The 12388-nt window shown below is 70.6% G+C and carries 18 protein-coding genes; 8 read left to right on the plus strand and 10 right to left on the minus strand.

All coding sequences use genetic code 11. The features are described 5' to 3' along the window. Nucleotides 1-531 precede the first annotated feature (531 nt). From ACZ7HT_RS18295 to ACZ7HT_RS18325, 7 genes are all read left to right on the plus strand, one after another. The gene (locus tag ACZ7HT_RS18295; protein WP_471166566.1) at nucleotides 532-879 is read left to right on the plus strand and encodes an SPDY domain-containing protein; all 348 of its coding nucleotides are present in this window, start codon (nucleotides 532-534) and stop codon (nucleotides 877-879) included. Between the two features lie 110 nt (nucleotides 880-989). Then, entirely contained in the window at nucleotides 990-1358 is a 369-nt protein-coding gene (locus ACZ7HT_RS18300; RefSeq protein ID WP_471166569.1) for a winged helix-turn-helix domain-containing protein, read from the plus strand. 68 nt (nucleotides 1359-1426) lie between these two features. After that, on the plus strand, nucleotides 1427-1591 hold the full coding sequence (locus tag ACZ7HT_RS18305; protein ID WP_471166571.1) for a hypothetical protein: 165 nt from the start codon (nucleotides 1427-1429) through the stop codon (nucleotides 1589-1591). 55 nt (nucleotides 1592-1646) lie between these two features. Further along, entirely contained in the window at nucleotides 1647-1907 is a 261-nt protein-coding gene (locus ACZ7HT_RS18310) for a hypothetical protein (protein WP_471166574.1), read from the plus strand. A gap of 40 nt (nucleotides 1908-1947) precedes the next feature. Continuing rightward, complete coding sequence (locus tag ACZ7HT_RS18315; protein WP_471166576.1) at nucleotides 1948-2160, plus strand: hypothetical protein; 213 nt, start codon at nucleotides 1948-1950, stop codon at nucleotides 2158-2160. Nucleotides 2161-2225: 65 nt separating this feature from the next. Continuing rightward, nucleotides 2226-2492: a hypothetical protein gene (locus ACZ7HT_RS18320; protein WP_471166579.1), complete on the plus strand. Its 267-nt coding sequence runs from the start codon at nucleotides 2226-2228 to the stop codon at nucleotides 2490-2492. Between the two features lie 177 nt (nucleotides 2493-2669). Then, nucleotides 2670-2921, plus strand: a complete 252-nt coding sequence (locus tag ACZ7HT_RS18325; RefSeq protein ID WP_471166582.1) for a MarR family transcriptional regulator — start codon at nucleotides 2670-2672, stop codon at nucleotides 2919-2921. 5 nt (nucleotides 2922-2926) lie between these two features. On the opposite strand, the gene ACZ7HT_RS18330 is transcribed toward ACZ7HT_RS18325, so the two are convergent. From ACZ7HT_RS18330 to ACZ7HT_RS18375, 10 genes are all read right to left on the minus strand, one after another. After that, complete coding sequence (locus tag ACZ7HT_RS18330) at nucleotides 2927-3325, minus strand: hypothetical protein (protein ID WP_471166585.1); 399 nt, start codon at nucleotides 3323-3325, stop codon at nucleotides 2927-2929. A 337-nt stretch (nucleotides 3326-3662) separates the two neighbouring features. Further along, a complete protein-coding gene (locus tag ACZ7HT_RS18335; RefSeq protein ID WP_471166587.1) occupies nucleotides 3663-4067 on the minus strand; it encodes a hypothetical protein in 405 nt (134 codons plus the stop codon). A 108-nt stretch (nucleotides 4068-4175) separates the two neighbouring features. Next, nucleotides 4176-5933 carry a relaxase/mobilization nuclease domain-containing protein gene (locus tag ACZ7HT_RS18340; RefSeq protein ID WP_471166590.1) on the minus strand — a complete coding sequence of 586 codons (1758 nt, stop codon included), beginning with the start codon at nucleotides 5931-5933 and terminating at the stop codon, nucleotides 4176-4178. Further along, entirely contained in the window at nucleotides 5933-6598 is a 666-nt protein-coding gene (locus tag ACZ7HT_RS18345) for a plasmid mobilization protein (protein ID WP_471166593.1), read from the minus strand. The genes ACZ7HT_RS18340 and ACZ7HT_RS18345 overlap by 1 nt, the downstream gene beginning before the upstream one ends. Further along, nucleotides 6595-6819, minus strand: coding sequence for a hypothetical protein (locus tag ACZ7HT_RS18350; RefSeq protein WP_003972986.1), 225 nt, complete (start codon nucleotides 6817-6819; stop codon nucleotides 6595-6597). Before ACZ7HT_RS18350 ends, ACZ7HT_RS18345 begins: the two co-directional genes overlap by 4 nt. A 101-nt stretch (nucleotides 6820-6920) precedes the next feature. Continuing rightward, nucleotides 6921-7982: a DUF2637 domain-containing protein gene (locus ACZ7HT_RS18355; RefSeq protein ID WP_471167111.1), complete on the minus strand. Its 1062-nt coding sequence runs from the start codon at nucleotides 7980-7982 to the stop codon at nucleotides 6921-6923. 5 nt (nucleotides 7983-7987) lie between these two features. Then, nucleotides 7988-8554, minus strand: a complete 567-nt coding sequence (locus ACZ7HT_RS18360) for a WhiB family transcriptional regulator (RefSeq protein ID WP_471166597.1) — start codon at nucleotides 8552-8554, stop codon at nucleotides 7988-7990. Nucleotides 8555-8672: 118 nt separating this feature from the next. Then, complete coding sequence (locus ACZ7HT_RS18365; RefSeq protein ID WP_471166599.1) at nucleotides 8673-9377, minus strand: ATP-binding protein; 705 nt, start codon at nucleotides 9375-9377, stop codon at nucleotides 8673-8675. Continuing rightward, the gene (locus ACZ7HT_RS18370; RefSeq protein ID WP_471166601.1) at nucleotides 9377-10396 is read right to left on the minus strand and encodes a hypothetical protein; all 1020 of its coding nucleotides are present in this window, start codon (nucleotides 10394-10396) and stop codon (nucleotides 9377-9379) included. Before ACZ7HT_RS18370 ends, ACZ7HT_RS18365 begins: the two co-directional genes overlap by 1 nt. Nucleotide 10397: 1 nt before the next feature. Next, nucleotides 10398-10724: a transcriptional regulator gene (locus tag ACZ7HT_RS18375; protein WP_471166604.1), complete on the minus strand. Its 327-nt coding sequence runs from the start codon at nucleotides 10722-10724 to the stop codon at nucleotides 10398-10400. A gap of 557 nt (nucleotides 10725-11281) precedes the next feature. Between ACZ7HT_RS18375 and ACZ7HT_RS18380 the strand changes: the two genes are divergently transcribed. Further along, nucleotides 11282-12154, plus strand: coding sequence for a helix-turn-helix domain-containing protein (locus ACZ7HT_RS18380; RefSeq protein WP_471166607.1), 873 nt, complete (start codon nucleotides 11282-11284; stop codon nucleotides 12152-12154). Nucleotides 12155-12388 lie beyond the last annotated feature (234 nt).

Here is a 12388-nt window from a genome sequence, read left to right on the forward strand (position 1 = left end):
GACGGGGCCCCCCCCCTATTTGGGGGTTACGCGTGGGGTGGGGGGGGGGGGTGTCTGCTGCTATTGGCCCCCCCCCCTCCCCCCCCCCCCCCCCGCGGGCCAGCTCCTCCACCGTCAGCTCGACGCGTCGACCGTCCGCGACCCGGTGCTCCACCGCGTCCCCGTCCGGCCATTTGTCGGGCTGCGCACCGACGCCCCACTGGCCATCGGCGACCATCGCGATGTCGCCGACAGTCCACGGCCGCCCGGCGGCGCGGATCTTGCGCTCCAGCCCGGCCCCGTCCCAGCGTCTGCTCGGCTCCGTCATCCCCGCTCCCCCTTCTGCTCCGTACGGCTCGCCGCCGTAACTCGGTTACGACAACTCCGGCCGCCGTTCCATTCCCGCGCCGCCGGCGTCCTGGCCGCCTGCCCGTGACCAGTTCACCCACGGCAGACGGGTCAGCCCCGGAAACGACTACGGACTTCGGCACACCCCATGTCAACGTACGGGTGTCGGGAAAAACCGCAGGTCAACGAATGGATCGTCCAACCGTGAACGCCTCCGCCACCCTCCTGCCCGCCGTCGTCCGAACCTCCGTGGAAGACCGCCGCTGGCTCTCCTCGGACCACTGCGCCACCCCGGTCCTCGCACTCCTCCACGCCCTCGACTGGGCAGTCGTCGACACCCCGGAGTGCAACGTGCACGCGACGAGCCCGGACGGCCGCGTCTACGTCGGCTGGCTCCCCGAGGACCCCGCCGCCTGGACGCGCGACATCGTCTGGCGGGTCCAGGTCCAGCCCGCCGAAGGCGACGCGTGGGTCCAGGAGTTCGGCACCCACACTCCCGCCGAGGCGGTGGCCGGGTTCGTCGCCGCCCTCGTCGCCCACTCCTCCCTCTGAACCGGTGGCCGGGACGGGCCGGTGAAGGCCCGCGCCGGCCACCGATCCCCGTTCGTGCTCGCGCCCAACGATCCGCGTGCCCTCCCGTTCATGAACGAAAGGCCCTCAAAGTGACCATCTATTCAGACGATCTGGTCCGCGCCTCCGGCCACATCGTCGGCCTGGGTGCCAGCGTGCTCGCGGCCTACGACGCTGTCGCCGGTTCCGGCTCGGCTTCGTTCGGTCTTCCCCTGGCCTGCTGCGGGGTGACGCTGGTCTACACCGCCGGTAGCTTCCAGGACCACCTCCGCCGCCGCGACACCCGGATCGTCGCCTCCCTCGCGAACAACCCCGGTACGCCCCTCCCCGAAATCAGCGCCGCCACCGGCCTCAGCGAGGAACGCGTCGCCAGCTCCCTTCAGCGCCTGGTCGCCGACGGCACGGTCGCCTCCGAGGCGGGCCCGCCCCCTGCCGCCCGTTCCTACCGACTGGCCCTCTGACTTCAACCTCCCCCAGCCGACCGGCTCCTCGCTTATCACCGGTCCAACAGGAGGCTCCAATCGCGCGCATGCTCCTGGCCACCCGCCCCGGTCACCGCCGTAAGTGCGCCTTCGCCCGCCGCTGCACCTGCTACTACCTCCCCGGCCAGTACGGCCGCCGCGCCAAGCCCCTTCGCCGCCGGGCCGCCCGCCGAGCCGAACAACACCGCTGGCAGCGCGACCTCTTCGAATGACCGAGCGCCCTGGCCTCCGCCGCCCGGACCTCCTTCCCAACACGAGGAATCCACCATGCCGTTCCACGCCCCGCTCACCAACCACCACGCCGACAGCACCCTCTGCCCGGCGGACCACAAGCACACCAACTCCGGCAAGCCGCTCCACGACGACTGCCCGGGGCGCTCGTACACCCAGGCCGTCTGCTCGTGCGGCGGCTGGGAGATGAAGCAGCGCGGCAAGGGCTACGTCGCCGAGTGCCGCAAGCGACACCTCGCCAGCCACGCCCAGGGGCCGAAGGTCCTCCGGGACCTGCTCCGCCTCGACGCCTCCTGACGCTCCCACTCCGTACCCCTTACCGCTCCCGGAGGCTTCCGTGCCCCAGCACCTGACCGTCGGCCACCTGCTCCACCAGCTCCAGGACCTCGACCCCAACCTGCCGATCCGCCTCGCCGTCAACCCCGACTGGCCCTTCACCCACTACCTGGCGGCCGAGGTCGTCGTCCGGGACAGTAAGGCATTCATCGCCGACGACGGCCAAGAGGACCACCTCCCCACGTCGGTACGCAACGCCCTCACCTGGTCCTGATCCCCGGCTCCCACTCTCCGGAGGCTTCCATCTCGCCGCACATACACCCACTGCATGGCCTCGCCGTGCGCCCCATGCCAGACGGCGCCTGCGGCGCGCTGGTCCAGCGCGTCTCCCCCCGGCACGACGGCCCGCTCGCCGTCACGTGGCTCACCCCCGAAGCCCCGAAGCTCACCCTCGGACGCATCCGCCTCCACTGGGAGCCCGCCTCCCCCGCCGGCTGGAACGTGAGCGCCCATCTGGGCCTGGCCACCACCGAGGTGCACCTCGCTTCCTGGCCAGCCGCCCGGACGACTGGCCACGCCTGGTCCGCCCGACCCTCCACGAGGTGACCGGCCTCTGCGCCGCCCTCGCGTTCGCGACCAACGCCCTCGACCTCTCGAACCGCCTCGCCGAAGTCTGACCGACAAGCGCACCAGGCCGCCTCTCGCCGATCAGGCAGAGGCGGCCTTGCCGTACGCCCGGCCGGCACGTGCGTACGCTCACCCCCGACGAACGAGGAGGACACCGTGGCCGACCAGCCGCTCTGGGGGGACCCGGAGGTCGCCGCCCACCTGGGCATCAGCGTCCGAGCCGCCCGCAGCCGCAAGAGCCGGGGCAGTCTGCCCGCTCCCGACGACACCACCGTGCCGGATCGGCCCCGCTGGAAGCCGGCCACGTTCCACGGCTGGAAGCCGGTCGGCCGAGGGTTCCGCACCGACCTGCACGGAGGGCCAGCTCTCCCTCTCCCATCGGTCCCCTTGGATTCGGAAGCCTCCTGAGAGAGCTACGCCTCGGTCTGCAAAGCAGCCCTGGCTGCGGCCTGGAAATCCCTCTCCGGCTGACGTTTTTCCCTCATGGCTTCCTTGAAAGCCTGCTCGTACTCATGGAGTTGACCGTTGCCGACGTCACGGGCTTTGTTGAGCCATGTCATGGCCGCTCGCTCCACGTTCAGCATCGCCGTACGGAATGTCTCAGCGGACTCGGCTACCGAGTTGGGGCCGGCCACGGCGACGGCTGCGGCAGCCGTGCTGAACACCGCCCAGGCATCGTGGACCACGATGAAGCGGTCTTGCCATTCGGATGGTGAACTGTCTTTGTCCCACATTTTGTCTGCCAGCTTCCACTGAGCAGATGAAAGCTGCTTACCAGCCGAGATGAAGTCCGTGTAGGCCTGCCGGCGCATGTCATCGCGCCACCTACCGTGCTCTACCCGCATCTGCCGTCGCTGTCCAAGAGAGCTGAGCAAACCGCCGCTCATACCCCCCAAGGCGCCGATTGCCGCACCTATGACTGCCGCTGATCCCCCATCCATGGGGGCATTAGAGCGCATCGACAGACGCTGCAACAGAGCGCCCGTCCCGTCACTCTGCAGGCCGAGATCTTCCTGAGGACCTGGGGCTTGCATCACAGAGGAGCTCCTGGCCAACACTGCCAGCACAGCCAGTTACATCGGTCTCGGGTCCGGCCGGAGCGCCACCGACATGTCGGTGGCGCTCCTCGGCATTTCGCACCGCGCTCGCCTACTCCAGGTAAGTGCCGGCGAAAACACCGTCGAAGCCGAGCGCAGCGAGACCCTCCTCGACGGTGGTGTAGGTCGTGCCGTACGGGCTGGCGGTCAGGGCGTCGAAGTCGGCGCGGCTGATCTCTGGTTCGGGCCACTGGTTGCTGCACCGGCAGCGGATCCAGACGGTGCGGCCGTAGTTGATGAGCAGCCAGTCGCGTCGGGCCCGGCAGGCCGAGCACATCACGGGGATGCCGCCGAGGGCGAGTTCGTGTGGGTGGCTGACGCAGCGTATCGCGCCGGGACCGTCGGCCGGCTGCCTCCCGTACTGGAGTTGCAGCAGGGGATCGGTGCCGGTGGGAAGGGCGGGCAGCGCGGGTGCCGGCTCCGTGGTGCGGTCGGTGGTTCTGAGCACGAGCGTCATCTCCCGGTCGAGGGCTTCCTTTTTTCATCCGTAACAGCCGGTGGAACCGGCTGTCCAGGCATTTCGTGGAGTCCGGTCGGTCGGTGGCCGGCCTTCCGGACGCGCTGATCAGCGGCGCGGTGGGCGGCTGCGCGGGTCAGAGACGGCAGGGCGCGGCGGCGCTGTGGGTGCGTTCCGTTCGCTGGTGCGGTTGGCCGAGGTCTTGGTCGGGCGGGTGCCGGCCTGCGGGCGGCGCGGAGCTTCGCCCGGGTGGGCGGGGAGCTGGGCGAGTCGGCGCAGGCGCCAGACCAGGACGTCGTTCACGTCTGCGGCGGTGTCGAGTTCGCGCATGTCGATGGCCTGCTGCAGGAGGGCCTCGGGGTCGTGGCCGGCCTGCTCGGCCTGGGCGAGGGTGGCGACCAGGGCGTCGGTCTTCGTCGGCTTGCCATCTGCTCGTACGCCCTGCTCCGGCAGAGCCGCGCGGAGGGTGGCCTCGTGTGTCCGGCGTTGGGCCTCGGGGAGGGCACGGCCTTGGTCGTACAGCACTCGCATCGGCGTGGCGGCGGCCTGACGGTAGGCGGTGCGCAGATGCTCGGCGGCCTGTCGGGAGGCATGGGCCTGCTGGGCGTGACCGCGAGCGGAGTGCCAGCGGGCTGCGGCGAGGGTGACCAGGACGAGGGTGGAGACGAGCATGGCGGTGGTGCCGCCGTCCTCGCCCCGGCCGAGCGAGCCGCCGGCCTGAATGATGCCCCGGGCGGCCGAGCGGAGAGCCCGGGTGTCGGCACGCTCTGCCCGGATGTGGCTGCGGGTCGCCCGCTCGAAGGCTCGGGCGGCTGCGGCCAGCTCGGCGCGGGTGGCGGCCGGGGAGGTCTGGGCGACCGCGTCCAGGAGTTCGCCGACGCCGACGAGCTGGGCTGCGGCTTCATTGTCGTCGCCGTCAAGGAGGACGGCGGCACGCTCGGCGATCCCGGTGGCGCTCCGTCGCTCTCGGGCGGGCGGGGACCAGTCCGCCCGGCCGTCGGCGGCCGAAGGCATTGCCCGCTCAGCGGTACCGTCGGCAAGCCGGAGGCGGATCTTCGGAAGGGACAGGTCGGGAGCCAGCTTGGAGCCGGGGTACCAGACCGGTTCACCGTGGCGGTTGCGGTCACCGGGCAGGGCCACGTTGTAGCCGAGCGCGTCGCCGGACGGGGCATGGCGCACGTTCACGCGCAGGCCCGCCTCGCGAAGCCGGGTGAAAAACTCCTTCTCGTCGTCCGCTCCTGCGACGGCCCGGCGGACGGCTTCGCGGAGCGTCTCGCGGGAGGTCTCGGGGCGGCCGGTGCGTTCGGCCTTGAACTTCTCGGCGCTGGTGGGGTTCTTCGCTGCGGTGCCGTCGCCGGCGTTGAGGCGGCGCAGGCCCATCTCCTCCTCGATGCGCCGGCAGACGGCCTGGGCCTTGTTGAAGTCGTAGTTGAGGCGGGGATTGCGCAGGTCACCGCGGACCAGGGTGGCGACGATGTGGACGTGGTCTTCTGCGTGGCGGACGGCGATCCACCGGCAGCCGTCAGGATCACCGTCCGGGGCGATGCCGGTGGCGTGGACGATGCGCTGGGCGACGGCGTTCCACTCCTCGTCGGAGAGCCTCCGGTCGCCGGGGGCGGTCCGGACCGAGCAGTGCCACACGTGCTTGGCGGGCGCGCGGTCGCCGACCTGCTTGACCCGGAGGTCGAGGGCGGCGGTGAGGCGGGCGAGGGTGACGTGCGGGTCGGTGTCGCGGCCGGGGTCGGGGGCGAAGCCGTCCCAGGAGCCGACGAGGTGCGCGTCGGCGTGCTCCTCACGCCTACCGAGGCCGTAGAGGTAGACGAGGAGTCCGTGGGTACGGGAGCCGCGTCCGATGTCGGGAACCATCACAGCCGCCTGGTCACCAGGTCGTTCGCCGCGTCGTCGAGGCGGCTGAGGGACCGCGTCAGAACGCTCAGCGCGTGATCGAGTTCGCCGGGGCGGGGCTGTCCGCCTGCGTTGTGGATGTAGGCGATCTGGTTGATGTTGTTGCCGATCCGGGCTAGGGCGGTACGCAGGGCGGCGAGTTCGTCGATCGCCGCGTCGAGTTGTTCGTTGGTGTGCAGGGCGGTCGAACCGCGGGCGGCGGCGAGGCCGGCGGCGGCGAGGAATCGGGCGACGGTGACGCCACGCTGTGTGGCAGCGGCGACGATCTCGGCTTTCTCTGTGTCGGAGAGGCGAGTCGTCGTCTTACGGGTGCGCTCGCTCGGGTTGCGGGGGCGGCGGCGCGGCTTGCGGTCGGGGAAGGCGGGCGGGCGCGGGCTCGGCTGCTCGCGGTGGTCGTCTTGATCGGCTTCTCCCCCGGTGGCTGGCGCCCCCTGGTGCCGGTTGCCCGGCTGGTCCCCGTGCGCCCTCGCTCGGGAACCAGCCGGGCTTCCCCCGCCGTCTGGGGCGGGGGCAAGTGCGTGCGACGGGCCGTAGGACCGTCGTACGCGATAGCTTGCTCCGCCAGGAGCCGTCGTGGGGTCACGCTGCTGTCCGGCGGTGGTCACCGCCGGGTCGTCGGTGGTCACCGGCTCGTCTCCGGGTCCTGCTGCTGGATTTCGCGGACGAGTTCCTCGATCCAGTCCATGGCCAGGACCGGGTGGTGCAGGGTCCAGGGGCGATCGTGCTGCTCTCGTTGCACGATCCAGGTGGTGTCGGGGCCGGACTGGGCGCGGTGGAGGTGGCCGTGCTGGTGAAGGACGGTTAGCCAAGAGTCGACTTCGGCGGGAGTAGCCGGGTGGGTGCGCATCGGGTGTTCTCCGCTTCTGCTCTGGAGGTGTGTGGGGCGGGTGTCCGGAGCGGGTGACCGGCTGGCGTAACCGGCTCGGTCACCCGCTCCGTAGCGTCCGGTCAGTTCCGGGCGGAGGTGACCGGCTGTCCGTGCTGGGCGCGGAGCTGAGCCATCAGGGTGGTCAGGGTGTCGCTGGAGAGCGGGATCTGCTGACCGCGGATCGCCTGGGCGACCACCTTGCGGGTCAGCTTGTCCTCGGCCCTGACCGCTGACCGGGCGATCTTCAGTAGTTCCTCGGTGTCCGGGTCGGGCCGCCGGTCACTGGGTGTCCGGGCCTCTCGGTCAGTGACCGGCAGGGTGGTGACCGCAGTCGGGCTGTCCTGGTCGCCGGTGACAGGGGCGGTGTCGTCGGGGCGGTCAGTGACCGGCCGAGCCGAGTCCGACTGTCCGGGCAGGTCAGCGGTCTCGGGCGACTGTCCCCGGTCATTGGTGACCGGGTTGCTGCTGCCCACCGGGGCACTGTCCCCGGTCAGTGACCGGGAGGCAGGAGCCTGCTTTTCCAGGGACAGTGGCGGCCGGTCGGTGAGGGCGGTGACCGGCTGACCGGCCTTGACCTGACCGACCGCCGCCCGGTTCTGACCGACCCGGTCAGTCAGGGTGACCTCGGCGGCGTCGTGCCGGTCACCCTGGCCCTGGTGACCGGCCTGACCGGGCTGACCGAGGTGACCGAGGTCCTCGCGGTCACTGCCCTTGACCGGACCCCGGGCGATGAGGATGTAGAGGTGGACCGCTCCGGCCAGGGCGAGCGGGGCGATGGTGGACAGCACCGCGACCACCGTGTCCCCGAGCCGGAGGCCGGTGCCGGCGACTGCGTCCTCGTTGAGCCGCACCGCGTGGAGCGCGTTGGCCCAGATGCTGGCGGCGGTGGCCGTGCCGAAGAGTGTCCAGACGTAGAGCCGGGCGCGCAGCGGCGCGTCGCGGAGGACCAGGAGCGCCCGGACGCCGTAGGCGATGAATCCGTCGATCACCAGGGGGAAGAGGTAGGTGAGGAAGCCTCGGACGTGGATGGCGACGGCCATCTGCTGCAGCGCGTCGTACGACAGCGCGCATCCCGCGCCGCCGAGGGCGATGACGACCGCGCGGTCCCAGCCGGATATGTGCGCCGTCTTCGGCACGGTCATGGCGGTCACGCCGCCGTCCCGAAGTCGTCGCGGCCCAGGCGCTCTCCGCCGGCCTCGCGTGACGCGGTGGTCGTCTCGGGTTGGTCCAGGTCTCGGTTGCGCAGGGCGCGGCGGAGTTCGCGGTACCGCTTCTGGGCGTGCTCCTCGGTGATCTTGAGGAGCCAGGCGAGGCGCTGCTCGGTCACCCCGTGGCGGTAGGCGGCTCGGATGACCGCGCGGCGCTCGGCCTTGGTGAGGTGGATGTCACGACCGGCGATGGTGTCGTTGACGCGGCTGTAGTCGAGGCGGTGGGCGATCTTCTCGTGCAGCGGTCCGCGCTCCTCCTCGGTCAGTCCGCCTCGGATGCCGTCGGCGTCGCCGGCTTCTAGGGCGGCGTCCAGGCAGGCGCGGCGGACCGGGCACTGGCCGCACAGCGCCTTGGCTGCGGTGATCTTGTCGGTCTCGTCGGGGTCCGGGAAGAAGATCTCGGGGTCCACCGGGTTGTAGTCGGTGCTCTGGCAGACAGCCTCGTCCCGCCAGGTGTGGTCGCCGAGCGACCGGTGGCGGACAGGGCTGTGCGTCGTGCTGGTCATGCGGGTGGCTCCGATCGCTCTCCGCGCGCAGGGGCGTCGGCGGAGAGGTGCGCTGGGTCGGGGAAAGGCTCGGGGCGGCGCGCAGAAGGCGCGGCCCGGCGTGGCAGCCTGGAGCGGGTCAGGCCGCGAGACGCGGGCGTCTGCGGTCGACCTGCTCGAACTCGACCCGGGTGGTCATCTGGGCGAGCCTGGAGGCGACGCGGTCGCCGAGGTGGGCCCGGAGGTCCCTGATCGCCAGGTTGGTGGTGATCAGGGTCGGAAGCTCGTAGTTGTACCGGCGGTTGATCAACCGGTACGTCACTTCCTCAACCCACTCGCTGGCCTTGGCCGCGCCGAGGTCGTCGATGATCAGCAGCGGGCAGCGGCTGACGGCGGCCAGCTCCCGCTCACTGTCGGCTCCGGGCCTGGGCCGCAGGTCGGCGTACAGGTCGGCGGCGGTGGTCGCGCGCCAGCGCACGCCGACTCCGCTCTGCACCAGCCGCCGGACCGCACCGTACGCCTGGTGCGTCTTGCCCGCGCCGACGACGCCGGCCATCAGCAGGCTGGGTCCGGTGGTGACCTGCCGCCGGGCTCCCTGGTTGGGGGCGACAGCAGCCTCGGCGACGGTCCGAACCCAGGCCAGGACCTGGGGGTGGTCGGCGACGGCGGCTCGGTAGCGCGGGGGCATCCCGGCCGACAGGGCCTCCAGCGGGGAGACGGTCTCGGGCTCCTCGGCCGGTACTGCGACCGAGGCGGGGTCGATGTTGCGGGCGGCCAGGATCCGGGCCATCCGGTCCAGGGTGCCCTCGCCGAGGGTCTGCGGTTCGCGGTGACGGGTGCGCATCACAGCTCCTCGGCGTAGGCGGCAGCGGCGTTGGCCGGGTTGGTCCACGCCTGATGGGCGGGCAAGTTAGGCCCGATTCCCGGCCGCGCCAAACCACCAGGGCGCGCGTTCATGGCCTCGTTGACCATGCTGGTCAGCACGCTGGGGTGCTTGGGGTTGGCCGCGAAGTTCGCCAGCCCGGCGCGGATGTGCTCCGGCACGATGCCCTCGCCCAGGAGCTTCTTGGTGATCCGGCCGAGGTGTCCGATCACGTCGCTAGGCGGGCGCTCGTCACAGGCGGCGATGTACTCGCCAACGAGCTGGTTGGCCGAGACGCCTTCTGCGGGCGCCGTGCGCCCCGTAGGGATAAGGGATCCAGGATCCAAGATCCTAGATCCAGGCGCCGAGCCCTCCCTGAGGTTTCGGGGAAGGTTCGGGGAGGGCTCGACGCATGCGTCCTGACCTGCGCTTTTCGCTCCCGTGTGCTGTCGGGTACCGACGATGCCGTCGAAGGCATCCTGCCGGGCGGCGGGGGGCTCGTCCCCGTGCTCGCGAGGGCTCGCGGCGGCTGGAGCGGCCGGATCGAGGGTTCGGGGAGTGTTCGGCGAAGCCTCGGCGAGTCCTCGGAGAACAGCGGTCGAGTCCTCGCCCCGCTTGGTGCATGTGCCCTTGCAGGGGGCGCACCGGGCGGCGGCCTGGTGCTGCGGGCAGGAGGGAAGGCGCGACTGGCTCGGCTTGTCGATCTTCTGGTGCTCGGACCAGGTCACGACGTGGATATAGCGACGGCCGTCGCAGCCGGTGTACCGGCAGATCAGGCCGGCGGTCGCGAGCTGGTGGAGATCGTCCTCGACATGAACCGATGTGTGCTCGGCCCGGAGGGGCCAGAGAAGTCCCGCGATGATCGCGGCGTTGTCGCGGTGGCGACCGTGGTCGTCGGCTTGTGTGAGGAGCCCGAAGAAGGTCCGCTCGGCCTCGACGCTCACCTCGGCGAGCGACTCGGAGAAGAACGCCTCCGGCTTGATGGTTCGGATCCGCGCCATGTCAGCGGCCCCGACCGGCGGCGACCAGGTCGCTGCGAGTGAGAGTGGCATCGGAGAGGTCGAAGACGTGCGGCCGGTCCCAGTTCGCCTCCGGCCAGACCCGCAGGATCCAGCGGGCGGCGACCCTGACGGTCGTACGGTTCGGCTCCAGGGTCTTCCCTGCCTCGTCCTTCACGGTGGCGTGCAGGTGGGGCCACCTCCGCTTCGGGTCGTTGAGACTGACCCGGATGGTGGCCGCGCCCGGGATCATGTCGGGGAGCCGGGCCGCGAGGCGGTGCTGGCGGTCGGTGCCCGGGCAGGCCGGGGTTCCGCTCGGCATGGCGAGCATGCGATACTCCGTTTTTCGTAGGAGCGCGGTGCGGCGGTTCTCGTGCAAAAGCCCCGCCGCCCGCGTGATGCGTATCAGCACCCCTCGGGGTGCCAGCCCGGCGCTTGGGAGTTGGTAGCTCCCGGGCGCCGGTTTTTCATTGCCGTGCCATGTCACGGGCCGTGCGCTCGCATTCGTCCCGCCTCCTTTCTATTGCTCGTTCCACCCCTCCCCGGGGCGCCGCCCGGCGAGGGACGACGAACATACGTAGACACCTGCGGCAAGTCCATCCCCGGTTCGTCACAGGTCGCACCGGGCTCGCGACGGTCGGTATCGGGAAGCGCTCCTACGACTGGCCTGCAATGACCGGGTACCGAATCCGACGGCGCGTTGCGCGAGTGGTCACGACAACGCAAAACGCATAGAGGTCCCCCAGAGCTGGCACCATAGAGAGCCGGAGCCCGGCCAGCAGGCGCGATACGGAAACGTACGTCAGTTGTGCAGATGTATCAAGTCTGGGCTACAGTTGCCCCAGAGGCCGCCACCATCGGCCCGATCGCCACCCCGCAGGAGTTCATGTGCCACGTCAGTTCGACGGCAGCCGCGTGCGTGCTGTCCGGCGGGGTAAGGACCTCCATCAGAAGGAATTGGCCGAGATGGTGGGCGTCAGCGCTCCCACGGTCGCGCGATGGGAGAGCGGCCAGGACTTCCCCAAGGGTGAGAAGCTCCCCGCGATTGCAACGGCGCTCGGCCAGTCGCTTGATGCCCTTTTCCCCCACGACGGTCCGCCGGACCTGCAGCTCCTGCGCTGCGACGCCGGCCTCAGCGTGGCGCAGGCCGCTGCGATCATCGGTGCGAGCCGCGTGCCGGTGAGCAACGCCGAATCCGGCCGGCGCCGGCTCAGTGATGCTTACGTGCAGCCGCTAGCACGGGCGTACGAGGTGACCGAAGAGGAGTTGCTGGCCGCCCAGGAGTGCTCGTTCGGGCTTGGCCTCACGACCACGCGTAACGAGCATGCGTCCGCACTCCGCACAGTCGGAGAGAAGATCAACTACCTCCTGCAGTACGGGTACGTTGGCCAAGAAGCACCCTCTGATGAGGAAATTGCGCGGATCGTCAACGAGCATGCGGGCGTGGCGGCCGTCACCACCGACGGCATCGTCGCCCTTCGTGCAGGTGCCACGACGGAGGCTTCTGATGTGGTGCGCACCGGCCTAGCTGAGGCGCTTCAGGTCGACGCGGCCCTCTTCCAGGACGATGCCGAGGTCGACCCTGCGGCCCGCGAATTCCTGGAGGCACTCCGCTTCCTCGGCTCGATTCACCGGGGGCAGATCCTCGGCCTGGCCGCCCGCGGCAACGGCGGGGGCCTGTCTGCCGAGATGATGGCCAAGATCAACGAGCTCGTCGGCGAGCTGAAGCACAAACTGCCAGAGGTGCAGAACAGGGAGTGACGCCGTCAGCGAGCGCTCCTCAGCGCTCGGCTTTCTGAGGCGTTCCCGCTCTGCTGGCTTAGCATCTGACGCGGATCGTCGACCCTGCGTGGACCGGATCGGTACGAGCTTTTTCGGCAGCCGCGACAGTGGTCGACAACAGCGAAGGGACTGGGGGGGGGGGGGGGGGGGGGGGGGGGGGGGGTCGTTGAGCCCTTTTGTTTCTTTTGTTTGGTTGTGCCGCGGGCAGCTGGG

It is taken from the genome of Streptomyces sp. NPDC037410, assembly GCF_055602235.1.